The sequence below is a fragment of the Streptomyces sp. RFCAC02 genome, assembly GCF_004193175.1.
Lineage (GTDB): Bacteria > Actinomycetota > Actinomycetes > Streptomycetales > Streptomycetaceae > Streptomyces.
In genome coordinates, this window is sequence record NZ_SAUH01000001.1 from 4,929,508 (window position 1) to 4,951,461 (window position 21,954).

The following is a 21,954-nucleotide window of genomic DNA, read 5'->3' on the forward strand; positions in this document are numbered from 1 at the left end:
GCCATGCGCACCCTCGTACGGCCCGCCGTGCTCCGGACGCCCCGTGGCCGGCTGATCTACTGGACCCTCCTCACCCTGACGCTCGCGCTGTTCGTCCTGGCCTTCCTCATACCGCTCTACTGGATGGTCACGGGCGGCATGAAGAGTTCCCCCGAGCTGGCCAGGACACCCCCGACGTACATCCCCGAGGAGTGGCACCCGGGCAACTACACCGACGCCTGGGACGAACTCGACCTCGCCCGCTACTTCGGCAACACCCTGGTCCTGATCGGCGGTGCCTGGCTGCTCGGCCTGGCCGTGCAGCTTCCCGCCGCCTACGCCCTGTCCAAGCTCCGCCCCCGGTTCGGCCAGGTGGTGCTCGGACTGATGCTCCTGACGCTCATGGTCCCGGCCACGGCCCTGCTCGTGCCGACGTATCTGACGGTCTCGGACCTGGACCTCATCAACAACCCGGCCGCGGTCTGGCTCCCGGCGGCGGCCAACGCGTTCAACATCTACGTACTGAAGAACTTCTTCGACCGCATACCCGACGACCTGCTCGACGCGGCCCGCATGGACGGCGCCGGGCCGCTCACCACCATGTGGCGCATCGTCCTGCCCCTCTCCCGCCCGATCATCGCCGTGGTGTCGATCCTCTCCATCACCGCCCTGTGGCGCGACTTCCTGTGGCCGCTGGTCGTCCTGCCCGACCCGGCCGAACAGCCCATCACCGTCTACCTCCAGCGGATCGCCGACACCACGTCGCTCAACCTGCTGACCGCCGGCCTGGTCCTCGCCAGCCTGCCCCTGGTCATCGTCTTCCTGCTCTTCCAGCGCCACATCCTCGCCGGCCTCACCGCGGGCAGCCTCAAGGGCTGAGCCCCGGAAAGGAACCATCCGTGCCGCACAACCCCACCGCATGGTGGCGGTCCGCCGCCATCTACCAGGTGTACGTCCGCAGCTTCGCCGACGGGGACGGTGACGGCACCGGCGACCTCGCCGGTGTCAGGGAACGCCTGCCGTACCTCGCCGGGCTCGGCGTCGAGGCGCTGTGGTTCACGCCCTGGTACGTCTCCCCGCTGGTCGACGGGGGGTACGACGTGGCGGACTACCGCGCCATCGACCCCGCCTTCGGCACTCTCGCCGAGGCGGAGAAACTCATCGACGAGGCCCGCAGACTCGGCCTGCGCACCATCGTGGACATCGTCCCGAACCACGTCTCGGCCGAACACCCCTGGTTCCGGGCCGCCCTCGCCGCCCCGCCCGGCAGCCCCGAGCGCGACCTCTTCCACTTCAGGCCCGGCCGGGGCGCGGACGGCGAGCTGCCGCCCAACGACTGGACCTCCGAGTTCGGCGGCGTCCCCTGGACCCGCACCACCGATCCCGACGGGACACCGGGCGACTGGTACCTGCACCTGTTCGCCCCGGGACAGCCCGACCTCAACTGGGCGCATCCGCGCGTCCGCAGGGAGCACGAGGACATCCTGCGCTTCTGGTTCGAACGCGGGGCGGCCGGCGTCCGCATCGACTCCGCGGCCCTCCTCGCCAAGGACCCGGCCCTGCCCGACTTCGACCCCGACCGGGACCCCCACCCGTACGTGGACCGGGACGAACTCCACGACATCTACCGCTCCTGGCGCGCCATCGCCGACGCCCACGACGGCGTCCTCATCGGCGAGATCTGGCTCCCGGACGCCGAACGCTTCGCCCGCTACCTGCGGCCGGACGAACTCCACACCGCCTTCAACTTCAGCCTCATGTCCTGCCCATGGGACGCCGAGGCCCTGCGGGAGTCCATCACGACGACCCTCGCCTCCCACGCGGACGTCGGAGCCCCGGCCACCTGGGTGCTGTGCAACCACGACATCACCCGGACCGTCACCCGCTACGGCCGGGCGGACGACACGGGGTTCTCCTTCGCCGCCAAACGGTTCGGCACCCCCACCGACCTGGCCCTCGGCACCCGCCGCGCCCGCGCCGCCGCGTTGCTCACCCTCGCGCTCCCCGGAGCCGTCTACCTCTACCAGGGCGAGGAACGCGGCCTGCCCGAGGCGGAGATCCCCCTCGACCGCATCGTCGACCCGATGCACCGGCGGTCCGGCGGCGTCGACCCGGGGCGCGACGGCTGCCGCGTCCCCCTGCCCTGGGAGGGCAGCGCCCCGCCCTACGGCTTCGGCGGCGCGGCGACCTGGCTGCCCCAGCCCGGCGACTGGGCGCCGTACACCGCCGAACGGCAGGACGCCGACCCCGACTCCATGCTCAACCTCTACCGCACCGCCATCCGGCTGCGGAACGGCAGGACCGGCCGGGACGATCCCGCGCTCACCTGGCTCGACGTCCCCGACGGCGCGCTGGCGTTCGCGTGCCCGGACGGCCTGGTCTGCGTGGTCAACCTCGCCGCCGAGCCGGTGGCGCTGCCCGCTCACGCGGCTGTCCTGCTCAGCAGCGCTCCCCTGGACGGAACGGGTCTGCTGCCGCCGGACACGGCGGTCTGGCTGCGGAGCTGACCCGTCCGCCACGCGTGCCCCGCGCCCCCTGCCGCCGCACAAGGCGCGGGGCACGTCCCGTCCCTGCCTAAGCTGGGGCCATGTCCGTCCCGACCACCGACAGCGGCGCCGGCGCAGCCGTTCCGAGCACCGGCCGCATCCCCGTCGTCGTCCTCACCGGATTCCTCGGCAGCGGGAAGACGACGCTCCTCAACCACCTGCTGCGCAACCGGGCCGGCGTCCGCATCGGCGCGGTCGTCAACGACTTCGGCGACATCCCGGTCGACGCGCTGCTGGTCGCGGGCCAGGCGGACGCCATGGCGACCTTCGGGAACGGCTGCCTGTGCTGCGCGGTGGACACCGAGGACCTCGACCTGGCGCTGGAGCGCCTCAGCGCTCCCGAGGCCGGCATCGATCTGATCGTCGTGGAGGCGAGCGGCCTGGCCGAGCCGGCCGCCCTCGTCCGGATGATCCTCGCCGGCGACGCGCCCCGCACCGTCTACGGCGGCCTCGTCCACGTGGTCGACGCGGGCGAGCCGGACCGCGCCGGGCACCCGGGCTTCGCCGACCTGATCGTCCTCAACAAGACCGACCGTGTGGGCGCCGGGCGGCGCGACGCGCTCGTCACCGCCCTCCGGGAGGCCGCGGGCGGCACGCCCGTCGTGGCCGTCGAGCACGGGCGGATCGACCCCCGGCTGCTCCTCGACCCGGAGGCGGCGCCCGCGCCCGAGCGCGGCGCGCGGCAGCTCTCGTTCGCCGACCTCGTCGCCGGCGACCCCGACGACCATGCGCACGGACACGGCACGGACCACGCAGGCCACCCGCACGAGGCGTACACCGCGGTGTCGTTCCGCACGGAGCGGCCGCTCGTCCCCGCGGCCCTGATGCGCTTCCTCGACACCCGGCCCGAGGGCCTGTACCGGATCAAGGGGCACGTGTCGTTCGGGCCGCCCGGGGCGGACGGCGGCGGCGGACGCTACCTCGTGCACGCAGTCGGCCGCTTCGTGCGCTTCTACCCGTCCGTCCCCGCCGCGGGCGGCGACGACCCGACCGCGCTCGTCCTGATCGGCGCCGGCATCGACGGCGACGGCCTCCTCGCGCGCCTCGACGCCTGCACCGCGACCGGGGAGGACGCCGACGGGCCGCAGAGCGAGGGGATCATGGCGGTCCTCCGCTTCACGGACACCCCCGACGACACCGGCGGCGACCCCGCGGCGGCCCGCTGACCGGGCCGCCGCGCCGCGCTCACACCGGACCCGCGACCACCGCCACGACCTTGCCGAGCGGCGCGCCCGAGCCGTCCCGGCGCGGGTCGGGCTCCGGCAGCTCCAGGGGTGAGCCGCCCGCCGTCGCGGCCCGCGCAGGCGCCGCGCCGGCCCAGGCGAACGTCAGCCGCTCCTCGCCCTTCAGGAACCGCTGGCAGCGCACGCCGCCCGTCGCGCGCCCCTTGCGCGGGTACTGGTCGAACGGCGTCAGCTTCGCCGACCCCAGCGAGTCGTCCAGGGTCCCGCTGCCGCCGGCCACCGTGAACACGACGGCCTCCCCCGCGGGATCGACCGCGGTGAACGACAGGACCTTCGCCCCCTCGCCCAGCTTGACGCCCGCCATGCCGCCCGCCTGCCGGCCCTGCGGCCGCACCTGCGCCGCCTGGAACCGCAGCAACTGCGCCTCGTCCGTGATGAAGACGAGGTCCTCCTCACCCGTGCGCAGCTCGACCGCGCCCACCAGGCGGTCGCCCTCCCGCAGGGCGATGACCTCCAGCTCCTCCTTGTTCGCCGGGTAGTCGGGCACGACGCGCTTCACGACGCCCTGCTCGGTGCCGAGGGCGAGCCCGGGGGAGGACTCGGACAGCGTCGTCAGGCAGAGGACCGTTTCGTCGGGCCGCAGCGACAGGAACTCCGACAACTGGGCGCCGCCCGCCAGGTTCGGCATGGCGGGGGTCTGCGGGAGCTGCGGGAGGTCGATGACCGACAGGCGCAGCAGCCGGCCCGTCGAGGTGACCGCGCCGATCTCGGCCCTGGTCGTGGTGGCGACGGCCGACACGATGACGTCGTGCTTCGTCCGCTTGGCGCGCGGCTCGCCGCCCGCCGTGTCGTCCACCGTGCGCGCGAGGAGACCGGTGGAGGACAGCAGCACGCGGCACGGGTCGTCGGAGACCTCCAGCGGTACGGCCTCCGCCGTCGCCCCGTCCGACTCGACCAGGACGGTGCGGCGCGGCGTCCCGTACTTCTTGGCGACCTGCGCCAGCTCGGCGGAGACGAGCTTGCGCAGCTCGCTGTCCGACTCGAGGATGCGGGTCAGCTCGTCGATCTCGGCGGTGAGCCGGTCCCGCTCGGCCTCCAGCTCGATCCGGTCGAACCGCGTGAGACGGCGCAGCGGCGTGTCGAGGATGTACTGGGTCTGGATCTCCGACAGGCCGAACCGGCCGATCAGGGCCTCCTTGGCCGCCGCCGCGTTGTCGCTGGAGCGGATCAGGCGGATGACCTCGTCGATGTCGAGGAGCGCCACGAGCAGGCCCTCGACCAGGTGCAGCCGGTCGCGCCGCTTCCCCCGCCGGAACTCGCTGCGCCTGCGGACGACCTGCAGCCGGTGGTCCACGTAGACCTCGAGCAGCTCCCTCAGACCGAGCGTCAGCGGCTGCCCGTCGACGAGCGCGACGTTGTTGATGCCGAAGGTCTCCTCCATGGGCGTCAGCTTGTAGAGCTGCGCGAGGACCGCCTCGGGGTTGAAGCCGTTCTTGATCTCGATGACGAGCCGCAGCCCGTGCTCGCGGTCGGTGAGGTCCTTGACGTCGGCGATGCCCTGCAGCCGCTTGGCGTTGACCAGGTCCTTGATCTTGCCGATGACCTTCTCCGGGCCGACGGTGAACGGCAGCTCCGTCACCACGAGACCCTGGCGGCGGGCCGTCACCTTCTCCACGGCCACGCTCGCCCGCATGCGGAACACGCCGCGCCCGGAGGCGTACGCGTCGCGGATGCCGTCGAGCCCCACGATCTGCCCGCCCGTCGGCAGGTCGGGTCCGGGGACGAACCGCATCAGCGTGGCGAGGTCGGCGTTCGGGTGGCGGATGAGGTGCCGCGCCGCCGCGATGACCTCGACCAGGTTGTGCGGCGGCATGTTGGTGGCCATGCCGACGGCGATGCCGCTCGACCCGTTCACCAGGAGGTTGGGGTAGGCCGCCGGCAGGGCCAGCGGCTCCTGCTCGCTGCCGTCGTAGTTGGGGACGAAGTCGACGGTGTCCTCGTCGATCGACTCCACCATCAGCCCGGCCGCCGGCGCGGAACGGCACTCCGTGTACCGCATGGCGGCGGGCGGGTCGTCGTTGCCGAGGGAGCCGAAGTTGCCGTGGCCGTCGACCAGCGGCAGGCGCATGGAGAACGGCTGCGCCATCCGCACCAGGGCGTCGTAGATGGCGCTGTCGCCGTGCGGGTGGAGCTTGCCCATGACCTCGCCGACGACCCGGGCGCACTTCACGTAGCCGCGGTCGGGACGCAGGCCCATGTCGTGCATCTGGTAGAGGATGCGCCGGTGGGCCGGCTTGAGGCCGTCGCGCGCGTCGGGCAGGGCGCGCGAGTAGATCACCGAGTAGGCGTACTCCAGGAAGGAGCCCCGCATCTCCTCGACCACGTCGATGTCGAGGATGCGCTCCTCGAACTCCTCCGGCGGCGGGGTTTTCGAACTACGGCGGGCCATCGCGGCGCGGGCTCCTTCGTACGGATGGACGGGTGCGGACGCGGACCATTGTGGACCGCCCCTCCGACAACCGGGAACTTCACACAGCCCGGCTCACCTTGCATAAGGTGACAGCAGATCCGAGCCGTCCGAGAGAAGGGACCTCATGCCCATGGGCCACACGGCCACCCCGCAGGATACCGTCGGCGGGCTCACCGCTACCGAGCACAGGCTGGCCAACGGGCTGCGCGTGGTGCTCTCCGAGGACCATCTCACCCCGGTCGCCGCCGTGTGCCTGTGGTACGACGTCGGCTCGCGCCACGAGGTCGCGGGCCGCACCGGCCTCGCGCACCTCTTCGAACACCTGATGTTCCAGGGCTCGCAGCAGGTCGAGGGCAACGGCCACTTCGAACTGGTGCAGGGCGCCGGCGGTTCACTGAACGGCACCACCAGCTTCGAGCGCACCAACTACTTCGAGACCATGCCGGCCCACCAGCTCGAACTCGCCCTGTGGCTGGAGGCCGACCGCATGGGCACCCTCCTGACCGCGCTGGACGACGAGTCGATGGAGAACCAGCGCGACGTCGTGAAGAACGAGCGCCGCCAGCGGTACGACAACGTGCCCTACGGCACCGCGTTCGAGCGGCTCACCTCCATGGTGTTCCCCGACGGCCACCCGTACCACCACACGCCCATCGGGTCGATGGCCGACCTGGACGCGGCCTCCCTCGAGGACGCGCGGGAGTTCTTCCGCACCTACTACGCGCCGAACAACGCGGTGCTCGCCGTCGTCGGCGACATCGACCCGGAGCGGACGCTCGCCTGGATCGAGAAGTACTTCGGCACCATCCCCGCGCACGACGGGAAGCGCCCGCCGCGCGACGGCACCCTGCCGGACGTGATGGGGGAGGAGGTGCGCCGGCTCCTGCGCGAGGACGTCCCGTCGCGCGCCCTGATGTCCGCCTACCGGCTGCCGCACGACGGCACCCGCGAGGCCGACGCCGCGGACCTCGCGCTGACCGTCCTGGGCGGCGGCGAGTCCTCCCGGCTGCACAACCGGCTCGTCCGCCACGACCGCACCGCCGTCTCGGCCGGGTTCGGCATGCTGCGGCTCGCCGGCGCGCCGTCGATGGGCTGGCTGGACGTCAAGGCGTCGAGCGGCGCGGAGGTCGCCGACATCGAGCGCGCCGTGGACGAGGAGCTGGCCCGCTTCGCCGAGGAGGGGCCGACGCCCGCCGAGATGGAGCGCGCGCAGGCCCAGTTGGAGCGGGAGTGGCTCGACCGCCTCGCGACCGTCGGCAGCCGCGCCGACGAACTGTGCCGCTACGCCGTGCTGTTCGGCGACGCCCAGCTCGCCCTGACCGCGGTCGGCCGCATCCTCGAGGTCACGCCGGAGGAGGTGCGCTCGCTCGCCCGGGCCCGCCTGCGCCCGGACAACCGCGCCGTCCTCGTCTACGAACCGGACCCCGGCGCCGCGGACGACGCGGCCACCGGGACCGAGACCGCGCAGCCCGAGGAAGGGGCGGACCAGTGACCGAGCACGCCACTCCGACACCGAGCATGGACCTGCACCCCCGCCCCACCGCGGGCGAGCCGACGCCCTGGGCGTTCCCGGCGCCGGACCGCGGCACCCTCCCCAACGGGATGGCCGTCCTGCGCGTCCACCGCCCCGGCCAGCAGATCATCGCCGTCGAGATCAACCTGCCCGCGCCGCTGGCGGCCGAGCCCGCCGGGCAGGAGGGCGTGGCCACGATCATGGCCCGCGCGTTCGCCGAGGGCACCGACCGGCACACGGCCGAGGAGTTCGCCGCCGAGCTGGAGCGCTGCGGCGCCACCTTCGACGCCCACGCCGACCACCCCGGCGTGCGGGTCTCCCTGGAGGTGCCCGCCTCGCGCCTGACGAACGCGCTGCGCCTCGTCGCGGACGCCCTGCGCGCCCCCGCGTTCCCCGAGCACGAGATCGAACGCCTCGTCCGCAACCGCCTCGACGAGATCCCCCACGAACTGGCCAACCCGGCCCGCCGTGCCGCGATGGCGCTGTACGACACGCTGTTCCCGGCCGAGTCGCGCCTCTCCCGGCCGCGCCAGGGCACGGCGGAGAGCGTCGAACGCGTCGACGCCAAGGCGGTGCGGGCGTTCTACGAGGCCCATGTCCGCCCGGCCGGCGCGACGGCCGTCGTGGTCGGCGACCTGACCGGCATCGACCTCGACGCCGTGCTGGCCGACACCCTCGGCGCGTGGTCCGGGCAGCCGGCCGCCGAGCCCGTGTGGGAGCCGGTCACCGCGGACGACACCGGGCGCGTCGTCATCGTGGACCGGCCCGGCGCGGTGCAGACGCAGCTGCTGATCGCGCGGACGGGACCCGACCGCCACGACCCGGTGTGGGCCGCGCAGCGGCTCGGCATCTACTGCCTCGGCGGCACGATCACCTCGCGCCTCGACCGGGTGCTGCGCGAGGAGAAGGGCTACACGTACGGCATCCGCGCGTTCGCCCAGGTGCTGCACTCCCCCGCGGACGGCACCGGGCTCGCGCTGCTCGGCATCCGCGGCTCGGTCGCGACGGACGTGACCGGCCCGGCGCTCGCCGACCTGTGGCAGGTGCTGCGGACGCTGGCCGCCGAGGGGCTGACCGACGACGAGCGGGACGCCGCCGTCCAGTTCCTGGTGGGCGTGGCGCCGCTCAGCTTCGAGACGTCGGCCGCCGTCGCCGGGACCCTCGCCGACCTCGTGGAGGAGGGGCTGCCGGACGACTTCCAGGCCCGCCTGTACGCGCGGATGGCGGAGACCGGCACCGTGGAGACCACCGCGGCCGTGGTCCGCGCCTTCCCGCTCGACCGGCTCGTGACGGTGCTGGTCGGTGACGCGGCGCAGATCGCCGAGCCGGTACGCGCCCTCGGCATCGGCGAGGTCACCGTCATCGGCGGCTGACCCGCCGCCGCCCGCACGGCCCCGCGTCCTCCCGGGCGCGGGGCCGTCCCGCGTCGTGCGGCGCGTGAAAAGGGCCGGAAAACATTCCTTCACCAGGGGCGCCATCGGCAAGCGCGGATTCTTGCCATACAGTTCGGGTAAAGAGCCGGCAGCAAATGCGGCAAGGGCTGGCGCCGGTGATGGCAGTGGGGGTTTGTCATGCGTATCTCCGCGCACACGGTATGCACGGCAATCCGTGATGACATCGTCGGCGGGGTCCTGCCGCCGGGTGCCCGGCTGGCCGAGGAACAGCTCGCCCAGCGGTACGGGGTCTCCCGCGTGCCCGTGCGCGAGGCGCTGCGGACGCTCGAGTCGGAGGGCTTCGTCGTCTCCCGGCGCCACGCGGGCGCCTGCGTCGCGCAGCCGGGCGACCGCGAGGCGGCCGACCTGCTCGACATGCGCGCGCTGGTCGAGCCCCTCGGCGCCGCCCGCGCGGCCCAGCGGCGCACGGAGGCGCACCTCAAGGTCCTGCGCGGGCTCGTGCGCCTCGGGCGCCAGCGCGCGGGCCAGGGGCACGAGGGCGACCTGCGCTCGCTGGCCGACTGGTTCCACGAGACCCTGGCGCAGGCGACGTGCAGCCCCGGTCTCACGGCGCTGATGGTGCAGTTGCGGCGGAAGGTGACCTGGCTCTACGCGACGGAGCCGGCGTCGCGCGCCGTGGTCCTGTGGCAGGAGCGCGGCGCGCTCGTGGACGCGGTCGCACGCGGCGACGCCGAGCGCGCCCGCGCCCTCGCCGCCGCCCAGCTGGACCGGGCCGCCCCCGTCCGCCGCCAGTTCCGCGCGGTGGCCGTGAGAAGCCCGAAACCTGCTGTAAACACGGCGCGCGGACAGATTTAACAGGCGCCGTATAGACCTGGATCACCGGACGGTCAATTCCATTGCCGGATGAGCCGCCGCAAATAGTCCTGCCCGGAATTACGGGGGGCTTGATCCGTCATTCTCAGACGGTTTCCGGAAGCTCCTCCAAACCTTCGGAAACGAGCCGCGCGAGCCGTTCCACCGCCGCCCGGGCGGCGTCCTCGTCCTCGGCCGGCGACCCGAGCACCACCTCCTCGCCGCGCTCGGCACCGAGCGTCAGCACGGCGAGCAGCGAGGCGGCGTTCACCGGTTCACCGCCCTTCCTGGCGATCGTCACCGGCACACCGGCGGCGGTCGCGGCGCGCACGAAGATCGAGGCGGGCCGGGCATGCAGCCCATCGGCCCAGCCGACGGTGACACGGCGTTCGATCATGCTGTTGCCCTCCGGTGAGGTCGGGGTGGTCGTCCGCTGCCGCGCCGGAGCCCTCGCGAGCCTCCCGCCCGGTCACGGCCCACCGTACGCTGAGGCCATGGCCGCACCCGCCGAGCATCCCTACCCGGCCCACTGGGAGGCCGACGTGGTGCTGCGCGACGGCGGCACGGCCCACATCAGGCCCATCACCCCGGCGGACGCCGACCGGCTGGTCAGCTTCTACGAACGCGTCTCCGACGAGTCGAAGTACTACCGCTTCTTCGCGCCCTACCCCCGGCTCTCCGACCGCGACGTGCACCGCTTCACCCACCACGACTACATCGACCGCGTCGGCCTCGCCGCCACCGTTCGCGACGCCTTCCTCGCCACCGTCCGCTACGACCGCGTCGGTCCCGCTGGCGGCACCGGCGGCGACCGCGCCGAGGTCGCCTTCCTCGTGGCGGACGCCCAGCAGGGCCGCGGTCTCGGCTCGATCCTGCTGGAGCACATCACCGCCGTCGCCCGCGAGCGCGGCATCCGCCGCTTCGAGGCGGAGGTCCTGCCCGCCAACGGCAAGATGATCAAGGTCTTCACGGACGCCGGCTACTCGCAGCGGCGCAGCTTCGAGGACGGGGCCGTCCGTCTCACCCTCGACCTCGCGCCCACCGCCGAGTCGCTCGCCGTCATGCGCGCACGCGAGCAGCGCGCCGAGGCCCGCTCCGTCCAGCGGCTCATCGCGCCGCGGTCCGTCGCGGTCGTGGGCGCGGGACGGCGGCCGGGCGGCGCGGGGCGCACGGTCCTCGCCGCCCTGCGCGCCGGCGGTTTCACGGGGCGCCTCCACGCGGTGAACGAGCGCCTGCCCGCCGGCGTGCGCGAGATCGACGGCGTGCCCGCCCACCCGAGCGTCGGTGCCGTCGGCGAGCCCGTGGACCTCGCGGTCGTGGCCGTGCCCGCCGGGCGTGTCGCCGATGTCGTGACGGACTGCGGCGAGGCCGGGGTGCAGGGCCTGCTGGTCCTGGCCGCCGGGCTGACCCGCGACGAGCAGCGCGCGCTCGTCCACCGCGCGCGCCGGCACGGCATGCGGATCGTCGGACCCGATGCGTTCGGCCTGATCAACACGGACCCGGCCGTACGGCTGAACGCGAGCGCGGCACCCCGGCTGCCCCGCGCGGGGCGGATCGGCCTCTTCACGCAGTCCGCCGCCATCGGGATGGCCGTCCTCGCGGACCTGGAGCGGCGCGGCGCCGGCGGGCCGGGGAGCCCGGGCCTGTCGACGTTCGTCTCCGCGGGCAACCGCGCCGACGTCTCGGGCAACGACCTCCTCCAGTACTGGGACGAGGACCCGGCCACCGGAGTCGCCCTCATGTACCTGGAGTCCATCGGCAATCCGCGCAAGTTCACCCGCCTCGCCCGGCGCACCGCCGCCGCCGGCACGCCCGTGGTCGTGGTGCGCGGCGGCCGGCACACCGGCGGCACCCCGCCGCCGGGCCACGACGTCGTCCCGGGCGGCACCCCGGAGGCCACCGTGTCCGACCTGCTGCGGCAGGCCGGCGTCATCGAGGCCGACACCGCGACCGACCTCGTGGACTTCGGCCTGCTGCTCGCCGGGCAGCCGCTGCCCGCCGGGCCGCGCACCGCCGTCGTCGGGAACGCCGAGTCCCTCGCGCTGGTCGCGTTCGACGCCTGCCGCGCCCAGGGCCTCGACCCGCTGCCGCCGCGCGCCCTGGGATCGGCGGCCCGCCCCGGGGCGTACCGTGCCGCCCTGGCCGCCGCGCTCGCCGACCCGGACACCGACGCCGTCGTCGTCACGGTCGTGCCCGCGCCCCCGGGTGCCGACGGGACGGCGGACGGCACCGGCGGGCTCGCCGACACCATCGCCGGGGCCGCCGCCGGGCACCGGGCGACCGTGGCCGCCGCCGTGCTCGGCGACGACGCCCTGGCCGCCGGCCTCGCGCGGCATGGCATCCCCGCCTACCCCTCCGCCGAGCGCGCCGTCCACGCCCTGGCCCAGGCCGTCCGGCACGCCCGGTGGCGCGCCCGCGCCGCCGAGCCCGGACGCGCCCCCGTCTTCGACGACATCGACGAGGCGGCCGCCGCCCGCCTGCTCGCCGCCACGGCCCCGGCCGGCGGCCAGACCGCCGTCACCCTGGACGACGGCGACGCCCGCGCCCTGCTGGCCGCCTACGGCATCCACGTCCCCGAGGCCCTGCCCGCCCCGACGCCCGACGCGGCCGCCGCGGCGGCCCGTACGCTCGGCTATCCGGTCGCCCTCAAGACCACCGCGCCCCACCTCCGCCACCGTGCCGACCTCGGCGGCAACCGGCTCGGCCTCGCCACCGAGGGCGAACTCCGCCGTGCCCACGCCGATCTGACGCGCCGCCTCGGGGACGCCGCCGACCTGTGGCCCGTCGTCCAGCGGATGGCCGAGCGCGGCGTGGACACGGTGCTCCGCGCCGCCGTGGACCCGGCCGTCGGCGCCGTGCTCTCCTTCGGCCTGGCCGGCCCCGCGTCCGAACTCCTCGGCGACATGGGGCACCGGCCGCTGCCCGTCACCGACCGGGACGCCGCCGAACTCGTCCGCTCCCTCCGCGCCGCCCCCATGCTCTTCGGCTGGCGCGGCGCGGGCCCCGTCGACACCGACGCCCTCGAACGCCTCCTCCTGCGCCTCGGCCGCCTCGTCGACGACCACCCCGAGATCGCGTCCGTCGCGCTCGAACCGGTCGTCGTCGCCCGCCGCGGCGCCGTGCCGCTGGCCGCGACCGTCCGCGTCGCACCGCCGCCGCCCCGGCCCGACCTCGGCCCGCGGCGGCTGCGGACCTGAACGACCGCGCGCGCGGCCGGGGCCGACCGACGCGGCACCGCTGTCGTACCCGCCCCGTAGGATGGTGCACATGGCGAAGACCGGTACAACGTCCCAGGGGCTGCGGGAGGCGATCGAGCGCAGCGGTTACTACCCGGCGCTGGTCGCCGAGGCGGTGGAGGCGGCCGTGGGACGCGAGGCCGTCGTCTCCTTCCTCGTTCACCAGGAGACGACCTTCGACAGCAACGAGGTGCGCCGGCACGCCACCGTCCTCGTCCTCACCGGCACCCGGTTCATCGTCAGCCACACCGACGAGCAGGCCGCCGACTCCTCCGCGCCCGCCCCGTACGCCACCACCTCGACCGAGTCGGTCAAGCTGTCCCGGATCTCCTCCGTGGTGCTGAGCCGCGTCGTCTCCGAGCCGCAGTCCTACGTCCCGGGCACCCTGCCGCGCGAGGTCGTCCTCACGATCGGCTGGGGTGCCGTCAACCGCATCGACATGGAGCCCGCCGCCTGCGGCGACCCCAACTGCGACGCCGACCACGGCTACACCGGCTCCAGCACCGCCGACGACCTGTCGCTGCGCGTCAGCGAGGCGGGCGACGGTCCCGAGACGGTCCGTCAGGCCCTCGACTTCGCCCAGGCGCTGTCCGAGGCGACGGCGGCGGCGGGCAGGTGACGCACGCCCCGGCCCCCGACCCCGTGCCACTCGACCCGCGCGAAGCCCCCGTGCCCCGCTACGGCGGCGGCTCCCTCGCCGACCTCCTGCCCGCGGTGGCCGCCGGGCTCGAAGTCCCCGGCTTCTCCGCGGACCTGGGGGTGGAGCCCGCCGACCGCGTGTGTGTCTTCCTCGTGGACGGCCTCGGCTGGGAGTCCCTCGTGGCCCACGCGTCGGAGGCCCCGTTCCTCGCCTCGCTGCTGCCGTCCTCGCGCGGCGGCGCCGGCGAGCCCATCACCTGCGGGTTCCCCTCCACGACCGCCACGTCCCTCACCTCCGTCGGCACGGGCCTCCCGCCGGCAGCCCACGGCCTCGTGGGCTATCAGGTGCGCGACCCGGCCACCGGTGACCTGATGCACCAGTTGCGCTGGGAGCCGTGGACCGACCCGGTGCTCTGGCAGCCGCACCCCACCGTCTTCCACCTGGCGCACTCCGCCGGGATCGCGACGGCCCAGGTGAACACCCCGCGGTTCGAACGCACCCCGCTCACCCGGATCGCGCTGTCCGGCGGCACGTTCCTCGGCCGCCTCGACGTGAACGAGCGCGTCGACCTCGCCGCCGAGCGCCTCGCCGCCGCCGACCGGGCGCTCGTCTACACGTACTACGCCGAACTCGACGGCGCCGGCCACCGCTTCGGCGTCGACTCGGACGCCTGGCGGCGCGAACTGCGCGAGGTGGACCGGCTCGCCCGCCGCCTCGCCGAGCGGCTGCCGCCCCGGTCCGCCCTCTACGTCACCGCCGACCACGGCATGGTCGACGTCCCCCCCGGCGAGGCCGCCCGCCACGACTTCGACGACGACTGGGAGCTGCGCGCCGGCGTCGCCCGCCTCGGCGGCGAGGGCCGTGCCCGCCACCTGTACGCGGTCCCCGGCGCAGCGGCCGACGTCCACGCCGTGTGGCGCGAGGTGCTGGCCGAGGACGCCTGGGTGGTGACGCGCGACGAGGCCGTCGAGCTGGGCTGGTTCGGCCCGCCCGGCGCCGACTTCGGCCCCCGGGTGCGCGACCGCATCGGCGACGTGGTCGTCGCGATGACGGGCGTCGCCGCCGTCGTGGCCACCGTCACCGAGCCCAAGGAGTCGGCGCTCGTCGGCATGCACGGCTCCCTCACGTCCGCCGAGCTGCTCGTCCCGCTGCTCGAAGTCCGCACCTGAACCGCAGAAAGCACCCGTCCCGTGGCCGAACTCGCCTTCTTCTCCGGCACGATGGACTGCGGCAAGAGCACGCTTGCCCTCCAGATCCAGCACAACCGCTCCGCCCGCGGTCTCGCCGGCATGATCTTCACCCGCGACGACCGGGCCGGTGAGGGCCGGCTGTCCTCGCGGCTCGGCCTGATCACCGAGGCGATCGAGGCCGGCGCCGGTTTCGACTTCCACGCCCACCTGGTCCGGCACCTGACGGCCGGCGGCCGCGCCGACTACGTCATCGCCGACGAGGCGCAGTTCCTGGCGCCCGAGCAGGTCGACCAGCTCGCCCGCGTCGTCGACGACCTCGGGGTCGACGTGTACGCGTTCGGCATCACCACGGACTTCAGGACGCGGCTCTTCCCCGGCTCCCAGCGCCTCATCGAACTGGCCGACCGGGTCGAGGTCCTGCAGGTCGAGGCGCTGTGCTGGTGCGGTGCCCGCGCCACCCACAACGCCCGCACCGTCGGCGGCCGGATGGTCGTGGAGGGCGCCCAGGTCGTCGTCGGCGACGTGGGCGCGCACCAGGAGGTCGGCTACGAGGTGCTGTGCCGCCGCCACCACCGGCGCCGGCTGACCGCCGCCACGGCGGGCGCGGCCGCCCTGTCGCCCGACGTCCTGCCGGTGGACGCCGCCACCGCCCCGCGCGCCGACTGAACGGGCGGCACGGCCGCCGCGCGGCGCCCGTACCGCCGCGTCCTCAGCGCTCCGCCGACTGGATCACGGCGAACGGCGCGCCCTCCGGATCCGTCAGCACGGCACGGCGGCCGAACGGCGAGTCCAGCGGCCCGCCCACCGTCCGCGCGCCCAGCTCGGCGGCGCGGGCCACGGCCTCGTCCACGTCCGGCACCGAGAAGTACGTGAGCCAGTGCGGCCCGTGGTTGTGCGGCAGCGCCCCCCGCGCCACGCTCCTGACGCCTGCGACGGCCCGGCCGTCCAGACGCAGCACGATCCGGTCCCCGGGCGCCGCGTCCGCCGCCTCGGGCACCCGCTCGTAGCCGAAGACGTTCGTGTAGAAGAGGCCGACACCCGTCGAACCCGGGGTGATCAGCTCGTTCCACACGGGGGCGCCGTGCGGTCCGGTGAACGGGCCGCTGCGCCGCGGCCCGCCCTGCCACACGCCGAACGCCGCGCCGCCCACGTCCGCCGCGATCGCGAGCCGCCCGACGTGCTCCACGTCGAGCGGGCCGACGGCGACCGTGCCGCCGCAGTCGCGGATGCGGGCGGCCGTGTCGTCCGCGTCGTTGGTCGCAATGTACGGCAGCCACGCGACGACCCGGCGCGCGCCCGCGGCGATCTCGCCGAGCCCCGCGACGGGATGCCCGTCCCGCAGCGCCCGCACGTACGGCCCGAGCTGCGGCGCGTGCTCGTCGAACTCCCAGCCGAACAACGCCCCGTAGAAGCGCCGGCTCGCCGCCAGGTCGTGCACCATCAGGCTGACCCACCGGTGCGTCCCGGGTACGGGCGGGCTCGCTGTCTCGGCCATCGTCGCCTCTCCTGTCCATCGCCCCCGGCCCGCTCGTGGCGGGTCCTCCCGGTGGGTGGGAAGAATGGGGCCATGACCCCCATGATCCCCGCTGCCGCACTCGCCGCCGCACTCGCCCCCGGGGCTCCGCCCGCCGACCGGCCCGTCCTGCTGGACGCGCGCTGGCAGCAGGGCGGCCCGCCCGGCCGGCCCGCGTACGACGCCGGGCACATCCCGGGAGCCGTCTTCATCGACCTCGACACGGACCTCGCGGCGCCACCGGGACCGGGCGGGCGGCACCCGCTGCCGGACCCGGAGATCTTCGGCGCGGCGATGCGGCGGGCCGGTGTGTGCCACGGCCGGCCGGTCGTCGTGTACGACGGCGGGCAGAACTGGGCCGCCGCCCGAGCGTGGTGGCTCCTGCGCTGGGCAGGACACGATCGGGTGATGGTGTTGGACGGCGGGCTGGCCGCCTGGCCGGGTGAGCTGACGCGGGAGGTGCCCGACCCGCCGGAGGGCGACTTCGTGCCGCGCCCCGGCGCCGTGCCCGTCCTGGACGCCGACGCCGCGGCGGCCCTGGCCCGCGACCCGGGCGGCGTGCTGCTGGACGCGCGCGCGGGGGAGCGGTACCGCGGTGAGGTGGAGCCGATCGACCCGGTGGCCGGCCACATCCCCGGCGCGCTGTCCGCCCCGACGACGGAGAACGTCGGCCCGGACGGGCTGCTGCGCGCGCCGGAGGAGCTGGCCGCCCGGTACGCGGCGCTCGGCGTGCGGCCGGGCACCGCCGTCGGCGTCTACTGCGGCTCCGGGGTCTCCGCGGCGCACGAGGTGCTCGCCCTCGCGTCGGCCGGCATCGAGGCGGCGCTGTACCCGGGGTCGTGGAGCGAGTGGACGGCGCGGCCGGAGCGGCCGGTGGCCACCGGGCCCGACGCGGGCTGACCGGCCCGCGGGTGCGGCGCGGCGGCCCCGCGCCGCACCCGGCGAGCCGGACTACTCCTTCTTCTTGCGCCGGGTGCCGAAGACGATCTCGTCCCAGCTTGGCACGGCCGCGCGCCGCCCGGGCCGTACGCCGTCCGCCTCGGCCTGGCGGTCGGTCGAGCCCGTCAGACGCTCCCGGTGGCCGCCGACCGACCGGGGCATCAGGACGTCCGCGTACGTCGAGCCGGCGCTGGCGGCCGGGGCCGAGGGACCGCGGGGGACCGGCGGTCCCTCGGGCAGGTCGTCGTCGTCCGGTTCGGGCTCGGAGGCCGCCGCCGCGGCGAGCGCGGAGGCCGGCTCGGGCACCATCAGGTCGCCCCGGAAGCTCGGGACGGCCTCCAGCAGGCTGGTGAGGGAGTCCGGCTCGGAGTCGCCCCGCCCGCCGCGCTCGACCGGATCCGCCCCGCGGGACGGCGACCGGTCCGACTCCCGCGGCAGCCGGGCGATGCGCGGCACGAACGGCGTGCTCGGCTCCGGTGTGTCGTCCGTCTCGCCGAGGAGGGAACGCGCCTCGTCGTCCACGGCCTGCACGAGGCGGCGCGGCGGGTCGTACATCCAGCTCGCGGAGTGGGTCTCGCCGGCGACACGGTAGACGAGCAGCACTTCCCAGGTGCCGTCGTCGCGGCGCCAGGAGTCCCAGCGCACGGCGTCCTTGTCGGCGCCGCGCAGCATGAGGCGGTCCGCGACGGCCTCGCCGAGCTGCGGCCCGGCCGTCTCGCCCGGCCGCCGCACGGGGGTCTTGCGGGCGCGCTCCGCCATGAACGCGCGCTCGGCCAGCACCGGCCCCTCGAAGCGCCGCACCCGGTCCACGGGGATGCCGGCGAACTGGGCGACCTCCTCGGCCGTCGCGCCGGCTCTTATCCGCGCCTGGATGTCGCGGGGGCGGAGGTGGTTCTCCACCTCGATCTCGATCTGACCGAGACGCGCGCGGTCGTTGCGCACGGCGGCGCGCAGCCGCTCGTCGATCGGAAGGGTGTATTCCGTGTTGTCGGCAGCCTTGAGCACCAGACGTGTGCCGTCATTGCTCACGGCCACGACACGCAGTTCGGGCACGAGGACCTCCCGGGTGGTGCCTGCCGACGTCACGTACGTCGCTGCTCTCCCGCTGACGAGTGTGACCTGCCCGGGTGCAGCCTGCCACAACCTTGCCGACTTGCCCGGCGTGTCGGGCCATGGTCTTTCGTCGTCGCTATGGCACAGTCACCACTTTGCCACGTGCGGTGACCGCTGCGGGCCGGACCCCCGCGCGGGCCGGACGAGGACCAGGACCAGGTGCCGTCAGACTACTCCATCCGGACCGGCCGGGTGGGGTGCCATGCACCGGAAGTTCACACCGGGCAAGGGAGTTGGACGGGCGGTTCTCGACACTTTCGGGTGGTAAGTCTCACAGGATCCGCAAATATGGAACTTTCGGCCCGCCTCGTATGTCTCTTACGTGGACAGAGTGCGAGGAGTGTGCGGGTAGCGGCAAATGGTGGAACCTCGGGCAAAGAATGCGGAGCCGGGTGACGGCGGGCCGGCGACGGCCGCGCCGGGCCGACGGCGTATCGAACTCACGGCCACACAGGTCGCGGCCAGCGCGGCGGCGGCCGTCACGGGCGCGATGCTGGCGTCGGGCCTCGGCGTGTACGGCACGGTGATCGGCGCGGCGGTGATCAGCGTCGTCGCGACGGCGGGCGGTGCCGTGTTCCAGCACGTCTTCGACTCGGCGCGGCGCGCGGGCCGCGACCGCGCCGCCGGTGAGGCGGGGACGCGTGCCGCGCCCGGCCGGCGCCGGGCACGGGAGAGCCGGCGCGACGGCCGCCGGCCGCGGAAGCGGCGGCTGGTCGTCGCGTCTTTCGGTGTCTTCCTGATCGCCATGGCGGCGGTCACCGGCATCGAGCTGGCCGGCGGGTCGTCGCTGTCGGGCTGGTGGGGCCGTGACGACGGCGGTACGTCGGTCGGCCGCATATTCGACGGCGGCGGCACGCAGGACGACGGCACCACCGACACCGACGACACCGACATCGACACCGACGACGGCGGCACCGGTGGCGACGGTGCCGACAGCGGCGACGACGGCACCGACGGCGGCGCGGGGGACGAGGGCGGCTCCTCGCCCTCGGACAGCGGCACGCCCGCGCCGGACGAGTCCGGCGGCACGGACGACGGCGTCACACCGTCTCCCGGCACGAGCGGCGGCACCGACGAGGACGGCACGGACCAGGGCGGCACCGATCAGGACGGCGCCGACCAGGGCGGCGGCGACGAGGACGGCACGGACCAGGACGACACCGGCACCACCCCCGCCCCGACGACCGACCCGACCAGCCCCGGAAGCGACACCACCGGCGCGCCCGACGCGACCGGGGACGGTGCCGCCGGGAGCGGGGCCGGCTGATGGCAGGATCTAGAGCCATGGACCGTGCGACCGATGCCCACCCCTACGACGCCCTGCTCCTCCTGTCCTTCGGCGGCCCCGAGGGTCCCGACGACGTGCTGCCGTTCCTGGAGAACGTGACGCGCGGCCGCGGCATCCCGCGCGAGCGTCTGGCCGAGGTCGGTGCCCACTACCACCTCTTCGGCGGCGTCAGCCCGATCAACGAGCAGAACCGCACGCTGCTCGCCGCCCTCCGCGCCGACTTCGCCGAGCACGGCGTCGACCTGCCCGTCTACTGGGGCAACCGCAACTGGGCGCCCTACATCACCGACACCCTCCGCGAGATCGCCGCCGCCGGACACCGCCGCGTGCTCACGCTCGCCACCAGCGCGTACGCCTCGTACTCGGGCTGCCGCCAGTACCGCGAGGACCTCGCGGGCGCGCTCGCCGCGCTGACGGCCGAGGGCATCGAACTGCCCCGGATCGACAAGCTCCGGCACTACTTCAACCACCCGGGCTTCCTCGACACCATGACCGACGGCGTCCTCACGGCGCTCGCCGAGCTGCCCGGCGAGGTCCGCGACGGCGCGCACCTCGTGTTCACCACGCACTCGATCCCCGACAGCGCCGCCGACACGTCGGGTCCGCCCGCGAGCCACCGGGCCGGCGGCGCGTACGTCGCCCAGCACCTGGACGCCGCGCGGACCGTCGCCCGCGCCGTCCACGAGGCCACCGGCGTCGACCGTCCGTTCGAGCTGGTCTACCAGTCACGCAGCGGCTCCCCGCAGATCCCGTGGCTGGAGCCGGACATCGTGGACCGGCTGCGCGAGCTGCACGGGCAGGGCGCCCCGGCCGTCGTCATGATCCCGATCGGCTTCGTCTCGGACCACATGGAGGTCCTGTACGACCTCGACACCGAGGCGATGACGGCCGCCCGCGAGCTGGGGCTGCCGGCCGTCAGGTCGGCGACGGTCGGCTCCGACCCGCGGTTCGTCGCCGCCGTCCGCGACCTCGTGCTGGAGCGCGCGGCCACCGAGCGCGGCGAGTCCCCGGCCCGCTGCGCTCTCGGTGACCTCGGGCCGAGCCACGACGTGTGCCCGGTCGGGTGCTGTCCGGGGCGGGTCGCCAAGCCGGCCGCCGCGGGCGCCGACAGCCCGTACGCCTGACACCGCGCCGTCCCCCGCACGCCCCCGCCAGCACCGCCGCCCCCGCACCGCCGAGGAGTCGTCCCACCGTGTCCCGAGCCGAACTCGCCGCCGACCTGCTCGCGCTGGCCCAGGAGGCGGCCGGCCGCGCCGGCCGGCTGCTGCGCGAGGGCCGTCCCGCCGACCTCGGCGTCGCGGCCACCAAGTCGAGCCCGATCGACGTCGTCACCGAGATGGACCTGGCCGCCGAGCGCCTGATCACCGGTTTCCTCACCGAACGCAGGCCCGACGACGCCGTGCTCGGCGAGGAGGGCGGCGCGCGGAGCGGCGGCAGCGGCGTGCGCTGGATCGTCGACCCGCTGGACGGCACCGTCAACTACCTGTACGGGCTGCCGAACTGGGCGGTGTCGATCGCCGCCGAACTGGACGGCGAGACCGTCGCCGGTGTCGTCGCGGCCCCCATGCGCGGCGAGACGTACACCGCCCTGCGCGGGGCGGTGCCCACCGGCTGACGGACGGCGGTGCACGCGAGCCGATGCGGCCGCGCCCCTCGCCGCCGCTGGACCAGGCGCTCATCGGCACGGGCTTCAACTACGTGACCGCCGTGAAGACGGCCCAGGCGGCCGTCGCGCAGCGGCTGATCCCCCGGGTGCGCGACATCCGGCGGTCCGGCTCCGCCGCCATCGACCTGTGCGACGTGGCCCAGGGGTGTCTCGACGGCTACTACGAGCGGGGGCTCGCCCCCTGGGACCTCGCGGCGGGCGACCTCGTCGTGCGGGAGGCCGGCGGGTTCACCGGCGGGCGCCCGGGCGGCCGGCCGGACGGCGATCTCACCGTCGCCGCGTCCCCTGGGGTCTTCGAGCGGCTCCAGCCCCTCCTGGACGAGCTGGGCGCCTGGCACGACTGACCGGCCGGCGCGGGAAGGCCCCTGGACGCCCCCTGAACGCGCCGGAGCGCCCCCGGGACGTCCCGGGGGCGCTCACCGTTCGGACAG

The 21,954-nt window shown here is 74.9% G+C and carries 17 protein-coding genes and 1 pseudogene; 14 read left to right on the forward strand and 4 right to left on the reverse strand.

The genetic code is table 11. The features are described from left to right. The first annotated feature begins 3 nt into the window (after positions 1 to 3). The 3 genes from EMA09_RS22765 to EMA09_RS22775 all read left to right on the forward strand — a co-directional run bounded on the left by EMA09_RS22765 (position 4) and on the right by EMA09_RS22775 (position 3,691). Positions 4 to 858, forward strand: a complete 855-nt coding sequence (locus tag EMA09_RS22765; protein WP_129842843.1) for a carbohydrate ABC transporter permease — start codon at positions 4 to 6, stop codon at positions 856 to 858. A gap of 20 nt (positions 859 to 878) precedes the next feature. Next, positions 879 to 2,486, forward strand: a complete 1,608-nt coding sequence (locus EMA09_RS22770; RefSeq protein WP_129842844.1) for a glycoside hydrolase family 13 protein — start codon at positions 879 to 881, stop codon at positions 2,484 to 2,486. Positions 2,487 to 2,566: 80 nt separating this feature from the next. Beyond that, complete coding sequence (locus EMA09_RS22775; protein WP_129842845.1) at positions 2,567 to 3,691, forward strand: CobW family GTP-binding protein; 1,125 nt, start codon at positions 2,567 to 2,569, stop codon at positions 3,689 to 3,691. A gap of 19 nt (positions 3,692 to 3,710) precedes the next feature. Here EMA09_RS22775 and EMA09_RS22780 read toward each other — a convergent pair whose 3' ends face one another. Next, entirely contained in the window at positions 3,711 to 6,158 is a 2,448-nt protein-coding gene (locus tag EMA09_RS22780) for a DNA topoisomerase IV subunit A (protein WP_129842846.1), read from the reverse strand. 151 nt (positions 6,159 to 6,309) lie between these two features. On the opposite strand from EMA09_RS22780, the gene EMA09_RS22785 reads away from it, so the two are divergent. The 3 genes from EMA09_RS22785 to EMA09_RS22795 all read left to right on the forward strand — a co-directional run bounded on the left by EMA09_RS22785 (position 6,310) and on the right by EMA09_RS22795 (position 9,941). Then, positions 6,310 to 7,671 (forward strand): pitrilysin family protein, encoded by a 1,362-nt coding sequence (locus tag EMA09_RS22785; protein ID WP_206306092.1) that lies wholly within the window; start codon positions 6,310 to 6,312, stop codon positions 7,669 to 7,671. Positions 7,672 to 7,697: 26 nt separating this feature from the next. Continuing rightward, entirely contained in the window at positions 7,698 to 9,065 is a 1,368-nt protein-coding gene (locus EMA09_RS22790) for a pitrilysin family protein (RefSeq protein WP_129844201.1), read from the forward strand. 198 nt (positions 9,066 to 9,263) lie between these two features. Beyond that, positions 9,264 to 9,941, forward strand: a complete 678-nt coding sequence (locus tag EMA09_RS22795) for a GntR family transcriptional regulator (protein WP_129842848.1) — start codon at positions 9,264 to 9,266, stop codon at positions 9,939 to 9,941. Positions 9,942 to 10,044: 103 nt separating this feature from the next. Here EMA09_RS22795 and EMA09_RS22800 read toward each other — a convergent pair whose 3' ends face one another. Further along, positions 10,045 to 10,335 (reverse strand): HPr family phosphocarrier protein, encoded by a 291-nt coding sequence (locus tag EMA09_RS22800; protein WP_129842849.1) that lies wholly within the window; start codon positions 10,333 to 10,335, stop codon positions 10,045 to 10,047. A 97-nt stretch (positions 10,336 to 10,432) separates the two neighbouring features. On the opposite strand from EMA09_RS22800, the gene EMA09_RS22805 reads away from it, so the two are divergent. From EMA09_RS22805 to EMA09_RS22820, 4 genes are all read left to right on the forward strand, one after another. After that, the gene (locus EMA09_RS22805; RefSeq protein ID WP_129842850.1) at positions 10,433 to 13,135 is read left to right on the forward strand and encodes a GNAT family N-acetyltransferase; all 2,703 of its coding nucleotides are present in this window, start codon (positions 10,433 to 10,435) and stop codon (positions 13,133 to 13,135) included. A gap of 70 nt (positions 13,136 to 13,205) precedes the next feature. Continuing rightward, the gene (locus EMA09_RS29095) at positions 13,206 to 13,793 is read left to right on the forward strand and encodes a DUF5998 family protein (protein ID WP_129842851.1); all 588 of its coding nucleotides are present in this window, start codon (positions 13,206 to 13,208) and stop codon (positions 13,791 to 13,793) included. Next, complete coding sequence (locus tag EMA09_RS22815; RefSeq protein ID WP_240796524.1) at positions 13,790 to 14,983, forward strand: nucleotide pyrophosphatase/phosphodiesterase family protein; 1,194 nt, start codon at positions 13,790 to 13,792, stop codon at positions 14,981 to 14,983. Before EMA09_RS29095 ends, EMA09_RS22815 begins: the two co-directional genes overlap by 4 nt. A 21-nt stretch (positions 14,984 to 15,004) precedes the next feature. Continuing rightward, the gene (locus EMA09_RS22820; RefSeq protein ID WP_129842852.1) at positions 15,005 to 15,670 is read left to right on the forward strand and encodes a thymidine kinase; all 666 of its coding nucleotides are present in this window, start codon (positions 15,005 to 15,007) and stop codon (positions 15,668 to 15,670) included. A gap of 43 nt (positions 15,671 to 15,713) precedes the next feature. Here the strand turns inward: EMA09_RS22820 and EMA09_RS22825 are convergent, their stop codons facing one another. Beyond that, positions 15,714 to 16,499, reverse strand: coding sequence for a VOC family protein (locus tag EMA09_RS22825; RefSeq protein ID WP_129842853.1), 786 nt, complete (start codon positions 16,497 to 16,499; stop codon positions 15,714 to 15,716). 72 nt (positions 16,500 to 16,571) lie between these two features. Here EMA09_RS22825 and EMA09_RS22830 point away from each other — a divergent pair, with 72 nt between their 5' ends. Beyond that, positions 16,572 to 17,417: a sulfurtransferase gene (locus EMA09_RS22830; protein ID WP_129842854.1), complete on the forward strand. Its 846-nt coding sequence runs from the start codon at positions 16,572 to 16,574 to the stop codon at positions 17,415 to 17,417. A gap of 51 nt (positions 17,418 to 17,468) precedes the next feature. Here EMA09_RS22830 and sepH read toward each other — a convergent pair whose 3' ends face one another. Continuing rightward, positions 17,469 to 18,542, reverse strand: coding sequence for a septation protein SepH (gene sepH, locus EMA09_RS22835; protein WP_206305986.1), 1,074 nt, complete (start codon positions 18,540 to 18,542; stop codon positions 17,469 to 17,471). A gap of 385 nt (positions 18,543 to 18,927) precedes the next feature. On the opposite strand from sepH, the gene EMA09_RS28485 reads away from it, so the two are divergent. From EMA09_RS28485 to EMA09_RS22850, 3 genes and pseudogenes are all read left to right on the forward strand, one after another. Continuing rightward, positions 18,928 to 19,836, forward strand: a complete 909-nt coding sequence (locus tag EMA09_RS28485; RefSeq protein WP_168220786.1) for a hypothetical protein — start codon at positions 18,928 to 18,930, stop codon at positions 19,834 to 19,836. A gap of 17 nt (positions 19,837 to 19,853) precedes the next feature. Next, positions 19,854 to 20,981 carry a ferrochelatase gene (locus EMA09_RS22845; protein ID WP_129842856.1) on the forward strand — a complete coding sequence of 376 codons (1,128 nt, stop codon included), beginning with the start codon at positions 19,854 to 19,856 and terminating at the stop codon, positions 20,979 to 20,981. A 68-nt stretch (positions 20,982 to 21,049) separates the two neighbouring features. Continuing rightward, positions 21,050 to 21,867: pseudogene (locus EMA09_RS22850) on the forward strand (inositol monophosphatase family protein). The last annotated feature ends 87 nt before the right edge of the window (positions 21,868 to 21,954 follow it).